This window comes from Hasllibacter sp. MH4015, assembly GCF_020177575.1.
Taxonomy (GTDB): domain Bacteria; phylum Pseudomonadota; class Alphaproteobacteria; order Rhodobacterales; family Rhodobacteraceae; genus Gymnodinialimonas.
The window spans coordinates 3,296,855-3,321,419 of record NZ_JAHTBK010000001.1 but is presented as its reverse complement, the minus strand read 5'-3'; the positions used below and the strand labels follow the sequence as shown (position 1 = coordinate 3,321,419).

The window sequence follows — 24,565 nt, the reverse complement described above, 5'->3', positions numbered from 1 at the left end:
TGATGCGTGAAATCGTTCTGGATACTGAGACGACGGGCCTGAACCCTTACGACACGCCGCGTCACCGCATCGTGGAGATCGGAGCGGTTGAACTCTTCAACCAAGTTCCCACCGGCAAGACATACCACCAATACATCAACCCCGAGCGGGACATGCCGACCGAGGCGTTCGAGGTTCACGGGATCGGCAATGACTTTCTGGCCGACAAGCCGCTCTTCGCGACCATCGCGCAGGATTTCCTGGATTTCGTGGCCGACGCCCGGATGATCATCCATAACGCCGAGTTTGATATGCGCTTCCTGAACGCGGAACTGGAATGGGCCAACAAGCCCCAGCTTCCGAACGATCAGGCGCTCGATACGCTGAAAATCGCGCGCCGTCGGTTCCCGGGCTCGCCCGCTTCGCTCGATGCGTTGTGCCGCCGGTTCGGGATCGACAATTCCGCCCGCGAAAAACACGGCGCGTTGCTCGATTCCGAGATCCTGGCAGAGGTTTACCTTGAACTGACCGGTGGTAAACAGCCGGATTTTGCCCTGTCGCAAGCGCAATCGCGGCAATCGGACCAGGCGACAGACGACAATTGGCGCCCGAAGCCGCGCGTCAATCCCCTGCCTTCCCGCATCACCGATACGGAAAAGGCCGCACATGCGGCCTTTGTGGAGGGCTTGGGCGACACTCCGCTCTGGAGGAAGCTCGGCTGATACAGGTCAGGCGGTGCCTTGCGGTGCCTGCTGCGCCTGACGGGCCGCGATCTGCTGTCGGTAGAGCGATACGAAGTCGATCTGGTCAAGGTTCAGTGGCGGGTAGCCACCGTCACGGGTAACGTCCGACACGATCCGACGCACGAAGGGAAAAAGCATCCGCGGGCATTCGATCATCAGGAACGGATGCAATTGCTGTTCGGCGATGTTCTCGATCAGAAAGACCCCGCCATATTCCAGCTCGATGAGGAAGATCGCCTTGGGCTCATCTTCCTTGGTCCGCGATTCGACCTTCATCTTCATGATCACATCGTACTGGTTTTCCGTGGTCCGCTTGCGCGCGTCGAGGGCCACCTGAACCTGGATGTCCGGTTGGCCTTGCGCGGCGACGGCATTTTGTACGGCCGCGTTTTCGAACGACAGGTCGCGAATGAATTGGCCGAGGATCTGCATCTTCGGAAGTTGCGTGGCCGGTTGTGCGGCCCCTTCGGTGGCGTCGCCGTTTGCCGAAGCGTCGGACATGGGGTCTCTCCTTATTTCGAGCTTGGCGCTGCCATATCAGGCGTGCGTCCGGGCCTCAATGGCGAGTCCACCCCGATGGACCGCTGGGCCGGTCCGCATCCTCGGCGGTATAGGTGCCTTCGATGATCGTTTCGTCACGGGCGCGCCAATCGTCCGGGCCCGGCCCGGTGCGCACCGTCTGGATGTTGATGCGCTTCTTCATCTCGCGCAGCGCGAAACGTCGGAAGGCCGGCACCAGAAGGGCAAAGCCAACCGCATCTGTGAAAAACCCGGGGGTCAGAAGCAATGCGCCGGAAAAAAGGATCATCGCACCGTGGGCCAGCGGTTCCGTTGGATCTTTCAGGTCATTGAAGCTCGACCGCAACTGCGCCAAAGCCTGCGCCCCCTGGCTGCGGACAAGGAACGTCCCGGCAATCGCAGTCAGCAAGACAATCGCCAAGGTGGGCCACAGGCCGAGCCATCCGCCGACCTGAATGAACAGGCCGATCTCGATCAGCGGAACGGCGATAAACAAAATCAGCAGCCACATCTGCAACATCCTTGAGCATTGTCCACGACACGTCGCGGCGTCTGAGCGGTTTCACGGTCGCAGCCCGATGGCGCGATGGACTTGACCTACCCCCTGCCCTACATATGTGCCTGATACAAAAATTTAACCCGTTCCCTGTGCCGAGGTGCCATGAACTCCTCCCTTTTGTCCCTGCTGGTTCTCGCCGGCATCGCCATTTTCCTGATCCTGCGCCTGCGCTCGGTCCTGGGAAGCCGGGAAGGTTTTGAAAAGCCCCCCGCCCTGCCTGGCGCGAACCGCGCCGATCCAAGACGGGAATTCGAGGTCATCGACGGTGGCCCGGATGAAGACATCATCGACCATGTCGAAGATGGCTCCGACAGCGCCAAGGCGCTTGCTGCAATGAAGATGGCTGAACCGGGGTTCCAGGTCGGCGAATTCCTGTCCGGTGCTCGCCAGGCTTATGAGATGATCCTGATGGCATTCGAGCGCGGGGATGTCGAAGGCCTGCGCCCCTTCCTTGCCGAAGATGTCATGGAAACCTTCGAGACGGTAATCAACCAACGTCACGAACAGGGCCTGACCATAGACGCCGAGTTCGTGGGCGTTCGGGAAATTGCCCTGCAAACCGCAAGCTTCGACCGCGATCGGAGCGAGGCGGAGATCACGGTGCGCTTCGTGGGTGAATTGACCAGCGTCGTGAAGAACGCGGACGGCGAAGTGATCGAAGGCGACCCGACCGAAATCAAGCGACAGCGCGACGTTTGGACCTTTGCGCGTCACATGGGGGCCGATGATCCTAACTGGCTCCTGGTGGCGACCGACGGATGACCGATGAGGCTGCGCGCGGCGGTCTTTGCCCTGCTTGTTGCAGCGACGCCCATATCGGCGGATGAGCCTGTGCAGCTTCTCGACTTCACCGATCTCGATGGTTGGGCGGAGGATGATCACGCCGCTGCCCTGTCCGTTTTTCGCAATACCTGCATGGATCTCGACGGCTCCGATTGGGCGGCGCTTTGCGCTGTGGCCGAAACGGCACCCGATGCCCGCACATTCTTCGAGCTTTTCTTCCGACCGGTTCTGATCGGCGGCGAAGATCCAGCGCTTTTCACAGGGTATTACGAGCCGGAACTGGCGGGCTCCCTACGGCGCACGGGTCGCTTTCGGCATCCCGTCTATCGCTTGCCACCCGAAGTCACGGGCCGCTGGCTGTCCCGCGAACAGATCGAGGAATCGGGCGTCTTGGAAGGCCGCGGACTGGAAATTGCGTGGGTCGACGATCCGGTGGAGTTGTTTTTCCTGCAGATTCAGGGGTCTGGCCGCATTCGGTTGACCGACGGTTCTTTCATCCGGGTCGGCTATGGCGGGCGCAACGGGCATGAATACCGCTCCGTCGGACAGGAACTGGTTCGGCGCGGTGTCTATCAGGCGCATCAGGTCTCTGCTCAAGTGATCCAATCCTGGGTCCGCCGCAACCCGACTGCGGGGCGGGACCTTCTTCACCACAACCCCAGCTACGTGTTCTTCCGCGAAGTGGAGATTGCGGATCCCAATGAAGGACCCCTGGGCGCGATGAACCGCAATATCACGCCCCACCGCACGATTGCGGTTGATCCCGATTTTACACCGCTTGGCGCGCCGGTCTGGATCGAAAAGGACGGCGAAGGCCCGATCCGCCGCCTGATGATTGCGCAAGACACCGGCGGCGCGATCCAAGGGCCGCAACGCGCCGACATCTTCTTCGGATTCGGAGATGAGGCGGGCGAGGCGGCGGGCGTGATCCGCGATCCGGGGCGCATGCTCGTCTTGCTGCCGATCGAACGCGCCCACCAGCTGATCCCGGACGCCTGAGCGATGGGGAAGCGTGGCAAGCGCGGCCTGTCCGACGATGACAAGGCTCTCTGGAATCGCGTCGCCGAAACGGCCAACCCGATGGATCGCAAGGGCGCGCCGCGCATCACCGACCAATCCGATCCCGCACCGAAATCGCGAACCCAGGCCAAGCCCTCCACAACGGCGACACGTCTGCCCGCTTTCCGGGTCGGCGAGAAGGCATCCTTTTCCCGAGGTACGACCAACCATGCGCCCAGCCTGTCTTTGAGCCTTGCCCAAGCGCCCGTTCGGATGGACCACGGCACCCACAAGCGGATGGTCCGGGGCAAGTTGAAGCCCGAGGGCCGCATCGACCTTCACGGCATGACCCTGTCCGAGGCACATCCGGCGCTCATGAGCTTCATTTTCAGCGCCGTCGAGGCTCGGAAGCGGCTGGTTCTGGTGATTACCGGCAAGGGCAAGGATCGCGACAGCGGCGGACCGATCCCGATCCGGCGTGGCATTCTGCGCCATCAGGTTCCCGGCTGGCTGACGGCGCCGCCGCTGGGTTCTCTCGTCCTTGATATTCGAGAGGCCAATCAACGGCACGGTGGAAGCGGGGCCTACTACGTCTACCTCAAACGCCGTCGCTAATTGTCGATCGGTGAAAGTAGCACCTGGGTCGCATTCTGGATTGTCAGGATCGTCCCGGGAAGCAGACCCGCCTGTTGGCTCCGATCCGACTCGAACGCGTTGTTGACCTGCGCAATATCCCGCAACAGCTCCACCACTGCAGGAGAGCTTGCGCCCGCGAAGTGGTTCAACGGATCGCGCACCCCGCCCGCAAATGCGCTCGTGTCGATCAGGGTCACTTCGAAATCGGCGACGTCATCGGCATTGGACAGGTTGCCAACACGCTCCCGCAACCCGGTGATCCGCGCCGACAGGGTCAGGGCGCGATCCCGTTGAGATGTGAAAATAACGAAGGGTTGCGGCAATTCCCCGATCCGGGCGGCCTGTGCCCGGAACACATCCACGTCGATGTCCGGTGAAAACAGGATCACGCCATTGATGTGACCCAATACATCCGCGCTCCCGGCGATCCGAAGCTGGCGCAACACCTCCATCACGATGGCAGATCCGATGGAATGGGCGATCAGGACGACACCAAGCCCCGCCGCCGTGATTTCGCGGACCAATTCCTCCAGCCCATCGCGCGCGAAAAGTGACGAATCCCGATCGTAGGCATATCCCAGCGGATTGCCCGCACTGGGCCAAGCGTAATGGACGGGAATTCCGGGGATATCGAAATCATGCCTGATCTGCGCGGTGCGGTAGAGCCCGGTCCCAAGCGTGGTGTTGAAGCCGTGGATGAAGATCATCACCTCCCGCGTGCCGGTTCGCTCCGCCTCCGCCAATAGGGTCGCACGAAAGGTGGATCGCGCACCAAGATGATCGCCCGCCGTTGCGACGAATTCCGACATGGGATCCGGCCCACGCCCTGCGCTTCGGCCCGGTTGCACGGCGCCGACCTCTCGGTTCGGCGGAATGTTGATGGTGAACCGGGTGTAGCCAAGGCGATCTTGCCTTGCCGCGGAAAACCGTCCGTCCTCGAACACGCGATTGCTGGCGACGAATACCGTCTCCGACGCACCAAGCCCGGCCGCTTCTGGTCGGATAAGCACATCCGGTGTCAACCCGCAGGCCGACAGTGGATAGGCGGCGGCCCCGGCAAGAAGATGGCGACGTGTCAGGGTCAGGCGTGTCATGCAGCCTTCTACCAGTGCGCGGCTACAAAACGTACCGGCTCAAATCCGCGCTGCGCGTCAATTCGCCGAGATTGGCCTCAACGAAATCCGCGTCGACCTTCACCGCATCCCCGGATCGATCCGGGGCGGTGAAGCTCAACTCCTCGAACACACGCTCCAACACGGTGTAGAGCCTGCGCGCCCCGATATTTTCCACGCTCTCGTTGACGTCCGCCGCGATCTTGGCAAGCGATGCGATGCCGTCGTCGGTGAATTCCACGGTGACGTCTTCGGTCGCCATGAGCGCGGTGTATTGCCGGGTCAGGGCGTTGTCGGTTTCGGTCAGGATGCGCACGAAATCCTCCTCCGTCAGCGCCCGCAGGTTCACGCGGATCGGCAGACGCCCCTGAAGTTCCGGCAAAAGGTCCGAGGGCTTGGCGATATGGAAGGCACCCGATGCGATGAACAGGATATGGTCGGTTTTCACCGGCCCGTGCTTGGTGGAGACGGTCGTGCCCTCGATCAGCGGCAACAGATCCCGCTGCACGCCCTCGCGCGAAACATCAGCGCCCCGGGCGTCGGATCGCGCGCAGACCTTGTCGATCTCGTCAATGAACACGATCCCGTTCTGCTCAACCGCGCGCATGGCTTCTTTCGTGACCATTTCCGGGTCGAGCAATTTGTCCGCTTCCTCGTCAATCAGGATGTCATAGCTTGCGGCCACGGACAGCCTCCGCTTCACCTTGCGCCCGCCCATGCCCTTGAACAGATCGCCCAGGTTCATCATCCCGCCCATTTGGCCCATGCCGGGCTGACCGGGGATTTCGAACCCGCCCAGCGGATTGGAATTATCGGTCACTTCCAGCTCGATAACCGTGTCGTCCAACTCTCCGGAGCGGAGTTTCTTTCGGAACATCTCGCGCGTCTGGTCGCGCGCGCCGTCACCGGCCAGAGCCTCGATCACCCGTTCCTCAGCGGCGTCATGGGCCTTGGCCTTCACCTCTTCGCGCATATTCTCCCGGATCATCACCTGCGCCGCATCCACCAGATCGCGCACGATCTGTTCGACATCGCGGCCGACATATCCGACCTCGGTGAATTTCGTGGCCTCGACTTTGATGAACGGTGCGCGGGCGAGCTTGGCCAGACGTCGAGAAATCTCGGTCTTCCCGACGCCGGTGGGCCCAATCATCAGGATATTTTTCGGATAGACTTCGTCGCGCAGGTCATCGCCCAATTGCTTGCGGCGCCAGCGGTTGCGCAGGGCCACGGCCACGGCGCGCTTGGCATCTTTCTGGCCAATGATGAAACGGTCCAGCTCGGACACGATTTCGCGGGGGGTCAGGTCACTCATTGCGACACCTCAGGTTTTGCCGGGACTGTATTCCACGGCGGCAGTTTCGTTTTGCCCGGGAAGACGGGAAGCGCGCGCATGATCGCGCCCCTCATCCGCTCCCATTGCGCGCCAAGCAGGACAAGGCCCGCACCCAGCAGCAGGATCACAAGGAATGCGCCCTCTCCCTCCACCACGGAAATTGAAAGCGCAACAATGTAACCGACGCCTGATACAAGGAAGGAACGTCGGTCGATGATCACGGCGAACAGTGCCATGACCGCGACGAATACGATCAGCGCGAGTTTGGAGCCTGCATCCGAATTCTGGAACAGGGTGAGGGCCACTGTGTTCACGATGGCTGGTGCCGCAATGACGTGAAGCCAGAAGCCCGATGCCGCACGCCGTGTGACGCGATGGGGGTCGGACATGTCGAACGCCATGGCGATGCAAAGGCCGATCACGCCCAGAACGATAGTGATGATCGCGAATGGGCCGCCCGCTGACAGAAGGAAGATGTCCTGCGGCGTTTCGGGCACATTGCCACCGGACGTCGCCAAGCCGAACGCGACAACCACCACCGAACCGGCGATCAAAGCCACGGTGAAGGGCACGCGAAACAGGGCGTAGTAGAGTAGAAGGAGTATGCCCGCGATCCCTGCGGCGATGGTCCAGCCCATCTGGAAACTCGCCTGCAGGAAGTTCGAGAAGGACAGACCGAAGGTGAGCGCGGACAATCCGAACATCACGGCCAGGGCAATCGACGGCGCGACCATGCGGCGCGACAACGTGAAGTAACGCGCCAGAAGAATGATCGCCCCCATACCGGTGAGGGAGAAGAGCATCCCAAGAACGTAGCCGCTCGAATTGCTCAGGACGCTGACACCCGTCACGCCGACCCATCCCGCGAACAGGATGCTAAGGCCAACGACGATGAAAATCTCGTTGAAACCCTTGAAGAGCTCGAACGGTTCATCGAGGCCGGTGCGCCTGGCGCGAAGGCCCTCTCGTTCCTCCGCCAAGTTGATGAGGGAAGCGGCCTGCGCTTCCGTCATCAGCCCGGCCCCGACAGCCGCGCGGAGGTCATCGCGGGTCACGGCGCTCATCCCTCGATGCTTTCCACCGTCAGATTGCCATTGGTGTAGACGCAGATATCCGCCGCGATCGCCATGGCGTCCCGCGCAATCGCCTCCGCATCCTTGTCGCTGTCAACCATGCCCCGCGCGGCAGCCAACGCGTAGTTTCCGCCCGATCCAATGGCCGCGATCCCGTGTTCAGGCTCCAACACGTCACCTGCACCGGTGATGATGTAAAGCTCCGAGCCATCCGTCACGATCAGCATCGCTTCAAGTTTCTGAAGGTATTTGTCGGTGCGCCAATCCTTCGCCAGCTCGACGGAGGCGCGTTGGAGTTGACCGGGCGTCGCTTCCAGCTTCGATTCCAACCGTTCAAGCAGCGTGAAGGCATCCGCCGTCGATCCGGCAAACCCGCAGACCACGTCATAGCCGCCGGGGCTTAGCCGCCGCACCTTACGCGCAGATCCCTTGATCACCGTTTGCCCAAGGCTGACCTGACCGTCACCGGCGACGACGACCTTGCCGCCCTTGCGGACACCGATGATCGTGGTGCCGTGCCAACCTGGGAACTCGTCTTTTGCCATCGCGGCCTCCATGCATAGACGCCCTATATGGACAGCCTCACGCCGCGCGACAAGTTACCCCCGGGGCCAGCGTCTGCGCCGTGGCACCCGCACCGCCAGCATCGGCATCAGCCATGGGCCGCGAAAGCGGTCGAGGTCCAGGGCCTCGAACACCCCCACCGTTTCCTCGCCGTTGATTTTCGTCCGAACCGCCGCCCGGTTATAGAATGGCGCGTCCAGCATCGGTTTCTCTTGGAGCGGGCGGAAATCCGCGTCACATCGCGTTTCGCGCCTGACCATCCAGAAAGGGCGCTTCAGTCTCTGTTTCGGGGGTAGCGGGATCGTACACGGCACGCCGTCGGCATTGAACCCGACACCCGTGGCCATTTTCGTCCCGTCGCGCCGTTCCAGATCGTAGAAGCAGGCCGATCCATCGCGCAGGGGGAAACGCCCCCACGTCCAATAGTTGAAGTCAGCCTCCAGCGCGCGTGTTCCAAAATTTGCGTCGAAATATCCATGTCCAGACCATGTCCAACCGGGCCGGTTCAGGTCGACCTCAATCCGCGCGGTTGGGGCAAAGGGCCGCCAGACATGGGCTCCATCGTCTGTCAGGGGTAATTCCTGGTCCGTCACGGCGCTGGGGTGGATCGTGACCCTCCCCGTGACCTTCTGGGCGTGGGGCGTCGACATCTCGTCGATCTGCACCTCCAGCCGGTCGCCCTTCCAGACCATCGCGCTCGGCCCGATCTGCAACCGGTCGCGCGACAGGCCCAACGCCTCCTCGCCCCGGTCGGTCATCGTCCACCGCCCGCCGCGTCCATAGGTGACGACGTTGAGGCAGCAATGATTGGCGGGGTTCTTACGCCCGGACCAACGATACCAGGGGGAAAAAACCGACCCTATGAAGCCGATGATGGAGATCGCCCGCTCACCATCGTCGCTGATCCCGTCGACATACCACCACGCGTAACCATCTTTGGCGACGTCGATGTCAAAGCAAGGTCGCTCAAGATCGCCTCGGCCGCGTGCTTGCCGGAGAGGCAGGCCATCGGTACCCCCGCGCCCGGATGCGCGCCCCCGCCCGCGAGGTAAAGGCCCCGGATCGCTGTCCGCGCCGTCGGCCGCTGAAACGTCGCCGTCATCCCGTGCGGGCTCCTCCCGTAAAGGGAACCGTCCGACCCGGGAAAGGCCCGTCCGAAGTCCATTGGCGCTGTCAGAGCAGCGGTTGTCGGCGGAGGAGAGAAGCTCAGGCCCCTGTCCTGCAAAGTCTCGAACGTGCGTGTCCGACATGTTTCTCGCTCCTCATTCGTGGTTGCGTGTCCCGACGGGCCATTCATTATGATTTCAAACCGTTCGCGGCCCTCGGGCGCACCGATGGCGCGATCTTGCGCGCAGACGTAAAGCGTTGCGTCACGGGGCATCCGGCCTTGCGCAAGATCGCCAAATTCCACACGTGGATCAGCGCAGAAGAAGACGTTGTGGTGGGCAAGCTCCACACCCTGCGGCTCGGCGGAGAATCCCCAGACGAAGGCCGACAGGCTCCGCGGCTCCGTTCCTTGCGACGGCACAGCCCGGCGAACCGGATCGCCAAGTAAGCCAGCGCGCAGCGCCCTCGGGTCGCCATTGAAAACCACGGTTTCGGTTCGGATTCGGCTGCCATCGGCCAGATGCACGTCCGAAACCCGCCCTCCCTGTTGCGTGATCCGTGTGGCCGCCTGGCCGAAGCAGAACGCAACTCCCCGTTGCCGCGCAAGATCGTATAGCGCGGTCGCCAATGCGTGCATGCCGCCCTTCACACTCCACACGCCTAGCGCCTCGGAATGCCAGATCAGGCCGAGTACCGCTGGGCTTTGGTAGGGGGAGCCGCCGACATAAGTGGCATAGCGCCCGAACAATTGTCGCAAGCGTGGATCGCTGAACTGCACAGCCAGCGATTGCGAGAGACTCAGCCCCGGAGCCATGGCGGGGATCATCGCCGGCTTGCGCAGGACATAGCCCGTCAAGGCACCCAGTGTCGGGGCGTCGGCCTGCATAATCGGTCCGTCAAAGGCTTCGAACAATCGCTTCGCCCGGTCGGAGAATCGGCGGAATTGCTTCGCGGCTTTCGACCCCGCAAACGCATGAACGGCCTCGACACTTCGGTCTGGGTCGTCGTGAAGGTCGAGGGTTGAGCCATCGCGCCAGAAATGTCTGGCCAGGATCGGGTTGCGATGCAGGCTTACGTGATCCTCCAGCTGCGCACCTGCATCTGCGAACAGATCCTCGAACACGTGGCGCATCGTCAGGACGGTCGGACCAACATCCACCGGACCCGCTGCGGACGGCACCGTGCGCATCTTGCCACCGACCGACTTCGCCGCCTCCACTACGGTGACGGACAAGCCCGCTGCCGCCAAACGCAGCGCGGCAGAAAGCCCGCCGATACCGGCGCCGATCACCACAGCTCGGGAAGCGTTTTGGGTCAGTTCTTATTCCCTCCAAGTGTCAGCTTATGTTGACAGCCAAGATCAATATGTCCAGTCTGATTTACACAACCGGTGTCCAATCGGCGACCCGAATCCTTGGTGGAGGTGCCCCCATGCCCCTGAAACCCCGCATTGAACGGGCGATTTCTGCCGCAATCCAGGCCGGGCAAGGTGGCGATGCGCCGCCCAAACTGGCCTCGGCCCTTGACTATGCCGTCAGCCCCGGCGGCGCGCGCATCCGACCCACGATTTGCCTTTCCGTTGCATTGGCCTGCGGCGACGATCAGCCGATGCTGTCCGATGCGGCCGCCACGGCGATCGAGCTGATCCATTGTGCCAGCCTCGTCCACGACGACATGCCCTGCTTCGATGACGCCGACATCCGACGCGGGAAGCCTTCGGTCCACCGGGCCTATGGTGAGCCACTGGCCCTTCTGACCGGCGATTCCCTTATCATCGCATCTTTCGAGACGCTGACCCGCGTGGCGGAGGTCGATCCGATGCGCGCGATCACCCTGATGCGGATCCTTGGCCAATCAACCGGGATGCCCGGCGGTATCTGTGCCGGGCAGGGGTGGGAGAGTGAGGAGAAGATCGACCTTTCCGCGTATCATCGCGCCAAGACCGGCGCGTTGTTCACCGCTGCGACGCGCATGGGCGCCGCCGCCGCCGGTGAAGATCCTGAGCCATGGACAGAGCTTGGCGCGCGCATCGGCGAAGCGTTCCAAGTTGCAGACGATCTGCGTGACGCGCTCTACGATGAGGCGACGCTCGGCAAACCGGCCCACCAGGACGAGACCCACGACCGACCCAATGCTGTCAGCGCGCTTGGTGTTCGAGGCGCGATCAAGCGACTGGAAGACATCCTGTCGGGTGCGATCTCCTCGATCCCGTCATGCCCTGGCGAGGCGATGCTGGCGGAGATGGTCCGCAAGACCGCCGAACGCCTGACGCCCGTATTGCCGTCCGTCACAGCGGCAGAGTGACCGTGGCGCTCGCCGATCCCCAGGGCGGAACCCGCACATCCCTCAAGGACCGTTTCTATGCCTGGCGCACGGCGCTTATCGGGTCCCGCGCATTCCAGAGACGTGCCGCGCGACTGCCGCTGGCCGCCGGGATCGCCCGCAAGGATGGGGAAGCTCTGTTCGATCTGGTTGCGGGCTTCGTACATAGCCAGATTCTGATGGCATTCGTGGACCTTGATCTTCCGACGCATCTGTCCAGCCATCCTCGCGATTTGTCGGATCTCGCCCGCCGCACGGGCGTCCCGGAACTGCGGATGCGCGTGCTTGCCCAAGGGGCGGCGGCGCTGGGATTGATGAAGCGACAAAGGGACGGGCGCTATGCGCTCGGTCGCCTTGGCGCCGCCTTGCCGGGCATTCCCGGATTGGCGCAAATGATCCGCCATCACGATGTCCTCTACCGCGATCTGTCGGACCCGGTGGCGTTTTTTCGGGACGGCAGTGCAACGGAACTCGCCGCCTTCTGGCCCTACGTATTCGGAGCATCGGGCGACGTCGACCCACAGGTTGCGACGACCTATTCCGAGTTGATGGCCGACAGCCAGACCCTCGTCGCGGAGGAGGCCTTGCGCCACATCGATCTGTCGGACGTCACGACGTTGTTGGATGTCGGCGGCGGCACGGGTGTGTTCCTTGCCGCAGCGGGGGGGATGTATCCGAATCTGAACCTGCACCTCTTTGATCTGCCAGCGGTCGTGGAACCTGCGACGGCAAGGTTCGAACGCGAAGGTATGATGGCCCGCGCGCAGGTCACGTCCGGGTCGTTCCGCACCGATACGCTACCCAATACCGCCGATGCGATCAGCCTTGTGCGCGTCCTCTATGACCACGCGGATGACACGGTCGCGATGCTGTTGGCGAAGGCTCATGCCGCGCTGCCGTCCGGCGGCCGGCTGTTCGTCGCGGAGCCGATGTCTGGCGGTGCGCAGCCGACACGGCCGGGCGATGCCTATTTCGGCATCTATTGCATGGCGATGCAAACGGGTCGCGCGCGGTCCGCAGCGGAGATCGCGCATCTTCTCGAAATGGCGGGCTTTCAGAACGTCCAAGCCCGAAAAACAAGCCGCCCGTTCGTCACCGGCGTGATCTGCGCGCGCAAAGCCTGACCGTCTTCGATCCCTTACAAACGACATGTCTATTCATGTTGACATATCAAGGTGTCAAGTTAGACTGACACATAGGTTATTGCGCCCAAAGGATTCTGTCCGCGCGGCGCTGGTGAATGCCACCGATGATGAGGGGATCAGCAGCTTGCACAGCACGGCTGTCATTTTGGAAGGGCCACGGCGGCTTGGATTGGGGCAGATCGCCCTGACCGCGCCGGGCGACCAGGATCTGGTCGTCGATGTAACCCATTCCGGGATCTCCACGGGCACCGAAAAACTGTTCTGGTCCGGCGACATGCCGCCGTTTCCGGGCATGGGCTATCCGCTGGTTCCCGGCTACGAGGCTGCGGGCGAGGTCGTGGAAGCGCCCCCCGGCACGGCCTTCAAGCCCGGTGATCGTGTCTTCGTGCCCGGCGCGAATTGCTACGGCGACGTGAAGGGCTTGTTCGGCGGCGCGTCGAACCGTCTTGTCACCGCCGCTGACCGCGTCGTGAAGATAGATCCGGCGCTGGGCGCGGAAGGGGCGTTGCTGGCCCTTGCCGCAACCGCGCGCCACGCCATGGCCGGCCTCGACAAGCATCTTCCCGAACTGATCGTCGGCCACGGCGTTTTCGGGCGTCTTCTGGCGCGCCTGACCATCGCCGCCGGGGGCAAGCCGCCAACCGTCTGGGAAATTGACACCGACCGCCAGGCCGGTGCCGCGGGATACGCGGTACTGCATCCCGATGAGGATGAGCGGCGCGACTATACCTGCATTTATGATGCCAGTGGGCAGTCCGATCTTCTGAACACGTTGATCTCGCGTCTTGCCAAGGGCGGCGAAATCGTTCTGGCCGGGTTCTACCCGGAGCCCCTGTCCTTCGCCTTCCCGCCCGCCTTCATGCGCGAGGCGCGGCTGCGCATCGCCGCCGAATGGACGCGCGAAGACCTTGCTGCAACGCGCGACCTGATCGACCACGGCGCGCTCAGCCTCGACGGGCTGATCACGCATCGAGCCGATCCCGAAAATGCGGAGGAGGCCTACCAGACGGCTTTCGAAGATCCCGCCTGCCTGAAGATGATTCTGGACTGGAGGGCCTCCGCGTGAAGGACATTCCCAACCTCAAGGATTACGACCAGACCCTGCGCGACGAAGCGGCGGAACCGACGCTGGAAGTGCCGCAGGGGGAACCGACCTCCAAGACCCAGATCATCGCGATCTATGGCAAGGGCGGTATCGGCAAAAGTTTCACGCTCGCCAATCTCAGCCACATGATGGCCGAGCAGGGCAAGCGCGTGCTGCTGATCGGCTGCGATCCGAAATCCGACACGACCTCCTTGCTGTTCGGCGGCAAGGCCTGCCCGACGATCATCGAAACCTCGACCAAGAAAAAGCTGGCCGGGGAAGAGGTGAAGATCGGCGATGTCTGCTTCAAGCGCGGCGGCGTCTTCGCGATGGAACTTGGCGGGCCGGAAGTCGGTCGTGGCTGCGGCGGACGCGGGATCATCCATGGCTTTGAACTGCTCGAAAAGCTCGGCTTCCACGATTGGGATTTCGACTACGTCCTGCTCGACTTCCTGGGCGACGTGGTCTGCGGCGGCTTCGGCTTGCCGATTGCCCGCGATATGGCGCAGAAGGTGATCCTGGTCGGGTCTAACGACCTGCAATCGCTGTATGTCGCCAACAACGTCTGCTCCGCGGTGGAGTATTTCCGCAAGCTGGGCGGCAATGTCGGTGTTGCCGGATTGGTCATCAACAAGGATGACGGCTCGGGCGAGGCGCAGGCCTTCGCGAAGGCGGTCGACATCCCGGTGCTGGCCTCAATCCCCCAGGACGATGACCTGCGCAAGAAATCCGCGAATTACCAAATTGTCGGCACGGCCGAAAGCCAATGGGGCGCGCTCTTCGCGGCCCTCGGTGAAAACGTCGCCGTCGCCCCGCCGATGCGCCCCACCGCGCTGAACCAGGACGAGTTGCTGGAGCTGTTCGACGGCTCTGAAACCGGGGCGGGGATCGAACTTGTACCCGCCAGCGATACCGATATGCGCGGCAAGAATGCGGCGCCCAAGCAATCCCTTGAAGTGGTCTACGACGACGCATGACCGACCGCGAAGTGACATATGACACCACCGCCGAGGTTGACGTGATCGAAGGCGAAACGGTCGACGCTGGCGCGCCCTCCGGCGGCGATGGCATGGGCTGTCACGCTGGCGCGGATCAGATGGAGGCTGCCGCGCGTGCTGCCGGAAAATCCGAGATCCTCGACCAATTCGCCAAGGATTATCCGCAAGGCCCCCACGACAAGCCACAGTCGATGTGCCCCGCCTTCGGCTCGCTCCGTGTGGGTCTTCGGATGCGCCGCGTCGGCACGGTGCTCAGCGGTAGCGCCTGCTGCGTCTATGGCCTGACCTTCGTGTCCCACTTCTACGGCGCCCGCCGGTCCGTGGGTTACGTCCCGTTCAATTCCGAGTCTCTCGTCACCGGGAAGCTCTTCGAAGATATCCGCGACGCCGTGCACGAGATGGCCGACCCCGAGCGTTACGACGCCATCGTGGTCACCAACCTCTGCGTGCCGACCGCGTCCGGAGTACCGCTCAGGCTGCTGCCTGACGAAATCAATGGGGTCAGGATCGTCGGTATCGACGTTCCGGGCTTCGGAGTACCGACCCATGCCGAGGCGAAAGATGTCTTGGCCGGGGCGATGCTCAATTATGCCCGACAGGAGGTGGAGGCCGGTCCAGTTATGGCTCCTGTCTCGGGTGTTTCAGACCGTCCAACAGTTACGCTGTTGGGCGAAATGTTCCCTGCGGATCCCTTGGGAATCGCAGGGATGCTCGCGCCACTCGGTCTGGCGGCAGGTCCGGTCGTTCCCTGCCGTGAGTGGCGTGAGCTCTATTCCGCGTTGGATAGTCAAGTGGTGGCCGCGATCCACCCCTTCTACACCAGCGCCGTGCGCGAATTCCAAGCCGCGGGTCGTACCGTGGTTGGCTCCGCACCCGTGGGCCACGATGGCACCGCCGCCTGGCTCGCCGCGATTGGCGACGCCTACAATGTGCCCGCCGAAAAAGTGGCTGAGGCGCAAAATGCGTTCCTGCCCGCGATCAAGGGCGCGCTTGCATCGGTTCCGATCAACGGCACGATCACGCTGTCGGGCTACGAAGGGTCTGAGCTTCTGGTCGCGCGCTTGCTCATCGAATCTGGTGCTGATGTGCCTTATGTCGGCACCGCCTGCGCCAAGACGCCCTGGTCTGCGCCCGACCTTGAATGGTTGGAGTCGCGCGGCGTGAAGGTCAAATTCCGCGCCTCGCTCGAGGACGACTGCGCCGCGATGGAGGCGATCAAACCCGACCTCGCCATCGGCACCACGCCCGTAGTGCAGAAGGGCAAGGAGCTTGGCATTCCGTCGCTCTACTTCACCAACCTGATCTCTGCGCGTCCCCTTATGGGTCCGGCGGGTGCTGGCTCACTTGGTCAAGTCGTCAAGGCCGCGATGGCCAACAAGGACCGCATGGATCACATGCGCGAATTCTTCGAAGGCGTGGGCCACAAGGACACCGCCGGTGTCTGGGAAGGCGCGCCGAACCTGCGCCCTGAATTCCGCGCCCAGAACCTCAAGAAGCTGGAACGCGCCGAAAAGGCCCGCATGGCCGCGAATGGCGGTGTGAAATGCTGATCCAGGATCACGATAGGGCAGGCGGCTATTGGGGAAGCGTCTACGCGTTCACCGCTGTCAAAGGCCTACAATGCATTATCGACGGCCCGGTCGGTTGTGAGAACCTGCCCGTCACCTCCGTCCTGCACTACACCGATGGTCTGCCGCCCCATGAGCTTCCCATCGTCGTCACCGGATTGGCGGAAGAAGAGCTTGGCCGCGACGGCACTGAAGGTGCCATGAAGCGCGCCTGGGGCACGCTTGACCCTGCGCTTCCCGCCGTGGTCGTCACCGGTTCCATCGCCGAAATGATCGGCGGCGGCGTCACGCCAATGGGCACTAATATCCAGCGCTTCCTGCCGCGCACCATCGACGAGGACCAATGGGAAAGTGCGGACCGCGCGATGACCTGGATCTTCACCGAATTCGGTATGACTAAGGGCCGGATGCCCAAGGAAAAGAAGCGCGAACAGGGCGCCGCCCCCCGCGTCAACATCCTCGGGCCGATGTACGGCACGTTCAATATGCCCTCCGACCTGGCTGAAATCCGTCGTCTGGTCGAAGGCATCGGGTGTGAGGTCAACATGGTCATGCCGCTCGGCGCCCATGTCGCGGAAATGCGCGATCTGATGAACGCCGACGTCAACATCTGCATGTACCGTGAGTTTGGCCGTGGCCTTTGTGAAGTCCTCGGTAAGCCCTACCTGCAAGCGCCCATCGGCATCGACTCGACGACCAAATTCCTTCGCACTTTGGGCGAGATGACGGGCCTCGACCCCGAGCCGTTCATCGAGACGGAGAAGCATTCGACCATCAAACCCGTCTGGGATCTCTGGCGCTCCGTCACGCAGGATTTCTTCGCCACCGCTTCCTTCGGGATCGTCGCGAACGAGACCTACGCGCGCGGCATTCGCAAATTTCTCGAAGACGATCTGGGCTTTCCCTGCGCCTTTGCCGTCGCCCGTGTGGCTGGCAAGAAGACCGACAACGAACAGGTCCGCGCGATGGTCAGCGAAAAGCGCCCGCTCGTGCTGATGGGGTCGATCAACGAGAAAATGTACCTGGCTGAGATGGCCGCGGGGCACGGGCCGAAATCGGCCTTTATTCCTGCCAGCTTCCCCGGTGCCGCCATCCGCCGCCACACCGGCACGCCGATGATGGGCTATGCCGGCGCGACGTATCTGTTGCAGGAGGTCTGCAACGGCCTGTTCGATGCGCTCTTCCATATTCTGCCGCTGGCCTCCGACCTGGACAGCGCCGCGGCCACCCCGGCCACGCTTCGCCGCGATTTCCCGTGGGAGCCGGAAGCGCAGCGCCTTCTGGATCGCATCGTGGCCGAACACCCTATTCTCACCCGCATATCCGCCGCAAAGACATTGCGTGACGCCGCCGAACGCGCCGCGCTGGAAGGTGGCGCAGAACGGGTGATGGAAGACACCGTCAAGCGCCTTGCGCCTGCCGGTTTTGATTTCGAGGAGGAGGAGAAATCAAATGAGTGACATGACCTCGAACAGCCCTGTCCACCAGCGGTCCAAGCCGCCGAAGACGGAGTTCATGATCTATTTCGGGATCATCTTCCTGGCGACCTTGCCGCTGGCCACGCTGACGTGGGCCTTGGCGGCGATCAAGTCAGGCAGCTTGACCGACAAGGGCCCGATCAAACGGGCCTGGAGCCAGGCAGGCATGATCACACCGATGATCTTCGCCGCCTGAATCCGCTCGCCGGACGCGTTCGATCCAGCCTGTCTAGACCCAGGTGAACGCTCCGACCCAACATTTTCTCGGCGTGACGACCGGAGCCGGGGCCAAGCTTTCACAAAGGCATCCGCAAGGATGTGTGCGTGAAATGCCGGCAGGGCAATGAGGCCTTGTCGGGGCCCGGCCGCAGGGTTTGCGGCATCAGTCTGACGTTCCGGAGGAAAATATGGCTGATAATACTGATCTGTCTTTCACAGGTCTCACCGACGAGCAGGCGCAAGAATTGCACGCGGTGTATATGAGCGGGCTCTGGCTTTTTTCGGCCGTTGCCATCGTTGCTCATATCGCCACGTACATCTGGGCGCCCTGGTTCTGAGGAAGGATTGAAGCATGGCTAAGTTCTACAAAGTCTGGCTCATCTTCGACCCCCGCCGCGTGTTCGTGGCGCAGGCCGTCTTCCTTTTCCTGCTGGCAGCGATGATCCACCTGGTGGTTCTGTCGTCCGGCCTGAACTGGTTTGAGAACGCCGCAATGACCATGGGGTTCGGCGGCGAGTGAGCCCCCGACCTCTGCCCTCATAACGGCATCGATAACAGCTGCGGGCGGGGTTTCACCGTCTCGCCCGCGGCAAATCAAAAAACGATAGCACTGACGGCTGATCCGAGGCCCTGAATTGGGAACGATGCCGCCAAACACCGGAGAGAGCGCATGGCTTTGCTGAGCTTCGAAAAGAAATATCGCGTCCGCGGAGGGACGCTGGTTGGCGGTGATCTGTTCGACTTCTGGGTGGGGCCGTTCTATGTCGGCTTCTTCGGCGTCACGACAGCGTTTTTCGCCTTGTTGGGGACGATCCTGATCTTCTGGGGGGCGGCCATGCAAGGCACGTTCAACCCGTGGTTGATCAACATCGCGCCGCCCGACTTGAGCTACGGCCTTGGCTTCGCCCCGTTGCTGGAAGGCGGGCTTTGGCAAATCATCACATTCTGCGCGATCGGCGCCTTCGTCAGTTGGGCGCTGCGCGAGGTGGAGATCGCGCGCAAGCTGGGGATGGGGTATCACGTGCCCTTCGCCTTTGGCTTCGCGATCCTGGCCTATGTCACGCTGGTCGTGTTCCGCCCGCTTCTGATGGGCGCATGGGGCCACGGCTTTCCCTACGGCATATTCAGCCACCTCGATTGGGTCAGCAACGTGGGCTATGCCTACCTGCACTTCCACTACAACCCGGCGCATATGCTGGCGGTGACGTTGTTCTTCACCACCACTTTCGCATTGGCGTTGCACGGTGGCCTGATCCTGTCCGCGGCGAACCCCGAGAAGGGGACGATCATGAAGACGCCGGATCACGAGGACACGTTCTTCCGGGATTTCATCGGCTATTCGGTCGGCACGCTGGGCATCCACCGGGTCGGCATGCTGCTGGCGCTTGCAGCCGTATTCTGGAGTGCGGTCTGCATCATCATCTCCGGGCCCGTCTGGACGTCCGGTTGGCCGGAATGGTGGAACTGGTGGCTCGATCTGCCGATCTGGCCGGATCAGGGCGTGGTCTACGACACGACTGGTGCGGCTACCATCGGCGCCAACGCTCCCGTGCTTGTGGGAGGGGAATAAGCCATGGCCTATCTCGAATATCAGAACATCTTCACGCAAGTGCAGGTCCAGGGTGAGCCCGAGATCGGCATGGACGACCAGGGAACGCTGTCACGCGAGCGGACCAAGAAGGCGTCGTTTTCGACCCTGCTTGGCTGGTTCGGCAATGCACAGCTTGGCCCGATCTACCTTGGCTGGGCCGGATTGGTCAGCCTTGCAACAGGGCTGTTGTGGTTCAATATCGTGGGCCTCAACATGCTCAGCCAGGTCGATTGGTCGATCCCGGAATTCATCCGGCAATTGTTCTGGCTGGCGCTTGAGCCGCCGGGGCCAGAGCATGGTCTGTCGATCCCGCCACTCAATGACGGCGGCTGGTACGTGATATCCAGCTTCTTCCTGCTGATCTCGGTGATGAGCTGGTGGCTCAGGACCTACATGCTGGCGGTCGAGCACCAGATGGGCAAACACATCGCCTGGGCCTTTTTGGCCGCGATCTGGCTGTTCCTTGTGCTGGGCCTATTTCGGCCGGTCCTGATGGGCAGCTGGTCTGAGGCCGTGCCCTACGGCATCTTCCCGCACCTTGATTGGACCACCGCGTTCTCGATCCGGTACGGCAACCTCTACTACAACCCGTTCCACTGCCTGAGCATCGTGTTCCTCTACGGCTCGGTCCTGCTCTTCGCCATGCACGGCGCAACCATTCTGGCCGTCTCCCGCTACGGCGGCGACCGGGAGCTGGAGCAGATCATCGACCGCGGCACCGCGTCCGAACGGGCGGGCTTGTTCTGGCGCTGGACCATGGGCTTCAACGCCACGATGGAAGGCATTCACCGCTGGGCCTGGTGGTTCGCGGTCCTGACCCCCATCACCGGCGGGATCGGGATCCTTCTGACCGGCACGGTCGTGGATAACTGGTTTATCTGGGCCCAGGAACATCACTTCGCACCCGAATACCTCGAACCCTATGGCTATGAAGCCTACGGATCGTACGAGACATTCGGTGGCGTCACCCGTGGGGAGGAATAAGAAATGTTTCCCAAGTGGTTCGACACATGGAATACCGACAATCCCACGAACATCTACGGCCCGGCCATCGCTGTCGGGGCCGTCGGCGGGGCGATTTTCGTCGCGGTGATGATCATCGCCTGGGGGCAACCCTTTGCCACCGCGGCGATGCAAACCGGCCCCCGTGGCACGGGGATGCATGTTCAGGAATTCGTCGGAGACCTGTCGGCCGGTGATCCCACCGTCGCGGATTTCTACACCGATGAGCCCTTTCCCCCCGAGGAGGGAGAGGCACTTGCCGGTGACATCTACGAAAACGTGCAGGTTCTGGGCGATCTGACCGACGCTAACTTCAACCGCCTGATGAACGCGATGACCCTCTGGGTCGCGCCGGACGAGGGCTGCGCCTATTGCCACGCGAATGCGGCGGATGGCGAATATGCCGACGACGATACCTATACCAAGGTTGTCGCGCGGAACATGTTGCTGATGACCCGCAACATCAACGTGAACTGGGATGCCCATGTGAACGCCAATTATGAAGTTGGCGTCACCTGCTATACCTGTCACCGCGGTCAGCCGGTCCCCAACAATATCTGGTACCGGATCAGCCCGGTGAACGCGAACGCGGAAGGGTGGAGCGCCAATCAGAACCGCGCCACCATGACGTCCAACTTCACCTCCCTGCCGTCCGATTACCTGGAGCACTACCTGCTCGAGGCGGAGGATGGCGGATACAACCAGATCGCGGTCCACGACCTTGACAGCCGGGTGCAGCAGCAGCCGGGCGATCCATTGATCCAGCACACGGAGCGGACCTACGGCTTCATGAATTACATCTCGAACTCGCTGGGGGTGAACTGTGTCTTCTGCCACAATTCCCGCGCGTTCTACGATGGCGGTCAGAACACGCCGCAATGGGGGACCGCATCGCTTGGTATCCTGATGGTTCAGGAGATGATCACGGAATACCTGCTTCCGCTGGAAGACGTGTACCCTGAGGAGCGTCTTGGCCCGGTCTATGGCGACGCGCCGCTTGCGGCCTGCCGCACCTGTCACCAAGGCTACCAGCAGCCGTTGCAAGGCCTCAACGTGATCGCGAACTGGCCCGAGCTGAACGTGATCGACGGCCCGCCCGATTACTCGGCATGGCAGGTCGCAGTCGCTGATCCCGAGCCTGAAACGGCAGATGCCGAGGATACCGATCCAGAAGCAGCGGCCCCGGAATCCGACGACGGTGCCGAAGCTGAGGAAGCGGCGACGGAAGACGATGCCACCGATGCGGAGGCTGACGCGGCGGACGACGGTGCTGCCGACGCGGATGCCGGGGTCGAAGCGGATGCTGAAGCAACCGAGGAAGCGGCGGCGGATGACACTGCCGTCGATGCGGATGAAACCGACGCGGACGCGGCAGCCGAGACGGAGGATGCAGCAGCCGATGCGGACGCCGCGGCGACCGAGGAAGAGGCCGCCGATACCGATGCCGCCGACACGGGCGCCGAGGAAGAGACCACCGATATGGGCGAGCTGGAAGACGCCGCCGAGGAAGAGGTTGAATCCGCGATGGAAGAGGCTATCGAGGCCGAAGATCCCGACGCCATGGCGGAAGTTGTCGAAGGGGCAGAGGATATCGCAGTCACCCTGGAGATCTGCCAGGCGGCTGCCGATGCCGGTGTCGACATGACGCAAGCGTGCCTTGAGTTGATCGAAGCCGCCGTCGAATGATCCAAGGCGGGTGGCGGGGCAATCGCCTCGCCGCCCGGCCCACCCGGCAGACGTCAGACACCTGCTTGGGCAATATGCTGCCGGAAGGCTCTATCCGGCGCGAAAGTGACGGAGAATGACCAATGGATACCCCCGAAACACCCGTTCTGGACCGTGTGACATACCCGTCCGACCTGCGCCGGATGAGCGACGCGGATCTTGCCCAATGCGCCCAAGAATTGCGGGCGGAGGTTATTGACGCCGTATCGCAGACCGGCGGTCATCTTGGGTCTTCGCTTGGTGTGGTGGAACTGTCGGTTGCGATCCACGCAGTGTTCAATACGCCCTATGACAAGCTGGTCTGGGACGTGGGCCACCAATGCTACCCCCACAAGATCCTGACCGGGCGACGAGACCGAATCCGAACCCTGCGCCAGAAAGGGGGCTTGAGCGGATTCACCAAACGCGCGGAATCCGAATACGATCCGTTCGGCGCGGCACACTCCTCCACCTCCATCTCCGCCGCGCTGGGTTTTGCGATGGCCAGCGGCCTGGGGGAAGCGACGGGGGACGGCATCGCGGTGATCGGCGACGGCTCGATCAGTGCGGGCATGGCCTATGAGGCGCTGAACAATGCCGGCGCGTTGGGCAAGCGTCTGTTCGTGATCTTGAACGACAACGAGATGTCGATCGCTCCGCCGGTGGGTGCCATGAGCCGGTATCTGACCGGGTTGTCGGAGAATTCACCGCTGGCGACGCTCAAAGACATCGCCGATGGTGTGGCGCAGCACCTGCCGGAACCGATCCGCCAAGGCGCGGAACGGGCGCGGGAATTGGTGACGGGACATCAGCCCTCGGCCACGTTGTTCGAGCATCTGGGCTTCACCTATATCGGGCCGGTCGACGGGCACGATATGGGCGAATTGCTGACCACCCTGCGCGCCGCGAAGGCCCGAGGTGACGGCCCGGTTCTGATCCACGCGGTCACGGTGAAGGGCAAAGGTTACAGCCCTGCCGAGCTGTCGGACGATTGTTATCACGGCGTTGCGAAATTCGATGTCGCCACAGGCGTCCAGAAGAAATCAGCGCCCAACGCGCCAAGCTATACCGGGGTTTTCGGCAAGACCCTGTTGCGCATGGCAGAGACGGATAATCGCATCGTCGGCGTGACGGCCGCCATGCCCGGCGGCACCGGCATCGCCACGATGCAAAAGGCAATGCCCGCGCGTGTCTTCGATGTGGGCATCGCCGAGCAACATGCGGTGACGTTTTCCGCGGGCATGGCGGCGGGCGGCCTGAAGCCGTTCTGCGCGATCTATTCCAGTTTCCTGCAACGGGGCTATGACCAGGTGGTTCACGATGTGGCCCTGCAAAACCTGCCCGTGCGCTTCATGATCGACCGCGCGGGCTTGGTGGGGGCCGATGGCCCGACCCATGCCGGTGCGTTCGATATCGGATACCTCGCGGCCCTGCCCAACATGACGGTCATGGCCTGCGCCGACGAGGCGGAACTTGTCCATATGCTCGCCACCGCCGCTGCCCATGATACCGGCCCCATCGCGCTCCGCTATCCGCGCGGGGAGGGGACGGGCGTGGCGCTGCCTGAAACGGGAGATGTCCTGCCCATCGGCAAGGGCCGCATTATTCAGGAGGGCAGCGATGTCGCGATCCTGTCCTTCGGCGCGCATCTGGAAGAAGCCAAGGACGCCGCGGCGGAGCTGGAGGCGCGGGGGTTGTCCGTGACCATCGCCGATGCGCGCTTCGCCAAACCGCTCGACACCGCATTGGTGGACCGGTTGATGGCCACGCACAGCGCGATGATAACGGTAGAGCAAGGCGCGATGCTGGGTTTCGGGGGCATGGTCCTCCACCATCTGGCCGCAAGCGGGCAACTGGACGGACGCTGCGCCGTGCGCACGATGCACCTGCCCGACCGTTTCATTGACCAGGCGAGCCCCGCCGACATGTATGCCGATGCCGGTCTGACCGCGCAGGACATCGCGGCGCAGGCGCTGGACGCGCTGGGTGTCACAATGGGGGCGTTCGAGGGAAAATCGCGGGCCTGACAGTGCGACGGTCGCGG

24 protein-coding genes and 1 pseudogene are annotated in these 24,565 nt (G+C 62.7%); 17 read left to right on the top strand and 8 right to left on the bottom strand.

Translation table 11 applies throughout. The features are described 5' to 3' along the window. Nucleotides 1-2: 2 nt before the first annotated feature. Nucleotides 3-701, top strand: a complete 699-nt coding sequence (dnaQ, locus tag KUW62_RS17005) for a DNA polymerase III subunit epsilon (RefSeq protein ID WP_224816651.1) — start codon at nt 3-5, stop codon at nt 699-701. 6 nt (nt 702-707) lie between these two features. Here dnaQ and secB read toward each other — a convergent pair whose 3' ends face one another. Next, a complete protein-coding gene (gene secB / locus KUW62_RS17000; protein ID WP_224816650.1) occupies nt 708-1,223 on the bottom strand; it encodes a protein-export chaperone SecB in 516 nt (171 codons plus the stop codon). Between the two features lie 55 nt (nt 1,224-1,278). Further along, nucleotides 1,279-1,752 carry an FxsA family protein gene (locus tag KUW62_RS16995; RefSeq protein WP_224816649.1) on the bottom strand — a complete coding sequence of 158 codons (474 nt, stop codon included), beginning with the start codon at nt 1,750-1,752 and terminating at the stop codon, nt 1,279-1,281. 150 nt (nt 1,753-1,902) lie between these two features. On the opposite strand from KUW62_RS16995, the gene KUW62_RS16990 reads away from it, so the two are divergent. From KUW62_RS16990 to KUW62_RS16980, 3 genes are read left to right on the top strand one after another with little or no spacing between them, the layout of a single operon-like run. Then, the gene (locus KUW62_RS16990; protein ID WP_224816648.1) at nt 1,903-2,562 is read left to right on the top strand and encodes a Tim44/TimA family putative adaptor protein; all 660 of its coding nucleotides are present in this window, start codon (nt 1,903-1,905) and stop codon (nt 2,560-2,562) included. Between the two features lie 3 nt (nt 2,563-2,565). Beyond that, nucleotides 2,566-3,582, top strand: a complete 1,017-nt coding sequence (locus KUW62_RS16985) for a murein transglycosylase A (RefSeq protein WP_224816647.1) — start codon at nt 2,566-2,568, stop codon at nt 3,580-3,582. Nucleotides 3,583-3,585: 3 nt separating this feature from the next. Continuing rightward, complete coding sequence (locus KUW62_RS16980) at nt 3,586-4,197, top strand: Smr/MutS family protein (protein WP_224816646.1); 612 nt, start codon at nt 3,586-3,588, stop codon at nt 4,195-4,197. Here KUW62_RS16980 and KUW62_RS16975 read toward each other — a convergent pair. The 6 genes from KUW62_RS16975 to crtD are packed head-to-tail and all read right to left on the bottom strand — an operon-like array spanning nt 4,194 to nt 10,728. Then, entirely contained in the window at nt 4,194-5,312 is a 1,119-nt protein-coding gene (locus tag KUW62_RS16975; RefSeq protein ID WP_224816645.1) for an alpha/beta hydrolase, read from the bottom strand. The two genes, KUW62_RS16980 and KUW62_RS16975, sit on opposite strands and share 4 nt — an antisense overlap. Nucleotides 5,313-5,334: 22 nt before the next feature. Beyond that, complete coding sequence (gene hslU / locus KUW62_RS16970; protein WP_224816644.1) at nt 5,335-6,645, bottom strand: ATP-dependent protease ATPase subunit HslU; 1,311 nt, start codon at nt 6,643-6,645, stop codon at nt 5,335-5,337. Beyond that, complete coding sequence (locus tag KUW62_RS16965; RefSeq protein WP_224816643.1) at nt 6,642-7,730, bottom strand: hypothetical protein; 1,089 nt, start codon at nt 7,728-7,730, stop codon at nt 6,642-6,644. Before KUW62_RS16965 ends, hslU begins: the two co-directional genes overlap by 4 nt. After that, entirely contained in the window at nt 7,727-8,284 is a 558-nt protein-coding gene (gene hslV, locus KUW62_RS16960; RefSeq protein ID WP_224816642.1) for an ATP-dependent protease subunit HslV, read from the bottom strand. The genes KUW62_RS16965 and hslV overlap by 4 nt, the downstream gene beginning before the upstream one ends. 54 nt (nt 8,285-8,338) lie before the next feature. Then, the gene (gene crtC, locus KUW62_RS16955; RefSeq protein WP_370632926.1) at nt 8,339-9,208 is read right to left on the bottom strand and encodes a carotenoid 1,2-hydratase; all 870 of its coding nucleotides are present in this window, start codon (nt 9,206-9,208) and stop codon (nt 8,339-8,341) included. Continuing rightward, nucleotides 9,163-10,728 carry a 1-hydroxycarotenoid 3,4-desaturase CrtD gene (gene crtD / locus KUW62_RS16950; protein WP_224817140.1) on the bottom strand — a complete coding sequence of 522 codons (1,566 nt, stop codon included), beginning with the start codon at nt 10,726-10,728 and terminating at the stop codon, nt 9,163-9,165. The genes crtC and crtD overlap by 46 nt, the downstream gene beginning before the upstream one ends. A gap of 113 nt (nt 10,729-10,841) precedes the next feature. On the opposite strand from crtD, the gene KUW62_RS16945 reads away from it, so the two are divergent. From KUW62_RS16945 to dxs, 13 genes and pseudogenes are all read left to right on the top strand, one after another. Continuing rightward, nucleotides 10,842-11,714 carry a polyprenyl synthetase family protein gene (locus KUW62_RS16945; protein ID WP_224816641.1) on the top strand — a complete coding sequence of 291 codons (873 nt, stop codon included), beginning with the start codon at nt 10,842-10,844 and terminating at the stop codon, nt 11,712-11,714. A 2-nt stretch (nt 11,715-11,716) separates the two neighbouring features. After that, nucleotides 11,717-12,856, top strand: a complete 1,140-nt coding sequence (locus KUW62_RS16940; protein WP_224817139.1) for a methyltransferase — start codon at nt 11,717-11,719, stop codon at nt 12,854-12,856. Between the two features lie 145 nt (nt 12,857-13,001). Continuing rightward, on the top strand, nt 13,002-13,943 hold the full coding sequence (bchC, locus tag KUW62_RS16935; RefSeq protein WP_224817138.1) for a chlorophyll synthesis pathway protein BchC: 942 nt from the start codon (nt 13,002-13,004) through the stop codon (nt 13,941-13,943). Beyond that, a complete protein-coding gene (locus KUW62_RS16930) occupies nt 13,940-14,938 on the top strand; it encodes a chlorophyllide a reductase iron protein subunit X (protein WP_224816640.1) in 999 nt (332 codons plus the stop codon). The genes bchC and KUW62_RS16930 overlap by 4 nt, the downstream gene beginning before the upstream one ends. After that, a complete protein-coding gene (gene bchY / locus KUW62_RS16925; protein WP_224816639.1) occupies nt 14,935-16,509 on the top strand; it encodes a chlorophyllide a reductase subunit Y in 1,575 nt (524 codons plus the stop codon). Before KUW62_RS16930 ends, bchY begins: the two co-directional genes overlap by 4 nt. Further along, on the top strand, nt 16,503-17,987 hold the full coding sequence (gene bchZ / locus KUW62_RS16920) for a chlorophyllide a reductase subunit Z (RefSeq protein ID WP_224816638.1): 1,485 nt from the start codon (nt 16,503-16,505) through the stop codon (nt 17,985-17,987). Before bchY ends, bchZ begins: the two co-directional genes overlap by 7 nt. After that, nucleotides 17,980-18,201: a cytochrome PufQ gene (gene pufQ, locus KUW62_RS16915; protein WP_224816637.1), complete on the top strand. Its 222-nt coding sequence runs from the start codon at nt 17,980-17,982 to the stop codon at nt 18,199-18,201. Before bchZ ends, pufQ begins: the two co-directional genes overlap by 8 nt. Before the next feature lie 211 nt (nt 18,202-18,412). Then, the gene (gene pufB / locus KUW62_RS16910) at nt 18,413-18,562 is read left to right on the top strand and encodes a light-harvesting antenna LH1, beta subunit (RefSeq protein ID WP_224816636.1); all 150 of its coding nucleotides are present in this window, start codon (nt 18,413-18,415) and stop codon (nt 18,560-18,562) included. A 14-nt stretch (nt 18,563-18,576) separates the two neighbouring features. Then, complete coding sequence (gene pufA / locus KUW62_RS16905) at nt 18,577-18,744, top strand: light-harvesting antenna LH1, alpha subunit (protein ID WP_224816635.1); 168 nt, start codon at nt 18,577-18,579, stop codon at nt 18,742-18,744. Nucleotides 18,745-18,894: 150 nt separating this feature from the next. Beyond that, a complete protein-coding gene (pufL, locus tag KUW62_RS16900; RefSeq protein ID WP_224816634.1) occupies nt 18,895-19,794 on the top strand; it encodes a photosynthetic reaction center subunit L in 900 nt (299 codons plus the stop codon). A gap of 3 nt (nt 19,795-19,797) precedes the next feature. Further along, on the top strand, nt 19,798-20,799 hold the full coding sequence (pufM, locus tag KUW62_RS16895) for a photosynthetic reaction center subunit M (protein WP_224816633.1): 1,002 nt from the start codon (nt 19,798-19,800) through the stop codon (nt 20,797-20,799). 3 nt (nt 20,800-20,802) lie between these two features. Further along, nucleotides 20,803-21,912, top strand: a pseudogene (gene pufC, locus KUW62_RS16890) (photosynthetic reaction center cytochrome PufC); the annotation flags it as partial. Between the two features lie 713 nt (nt 21,913-22,625). Beyond that, on the top strand, nt 22,626-24,548 hold the full coding sequence (gene dxs, locus KUW62_RS16885; RefSeq protein WP_224816632.1) for a 1-deoxy-D-xylulose-5-phosphate synthase: 1,923 nt from the start codon (nt 22,626-22,628) through the stop codon (nt 24,546-24,548). Nucleotides 24,549-24,565 lie beyond the last annotated feature (17 nt).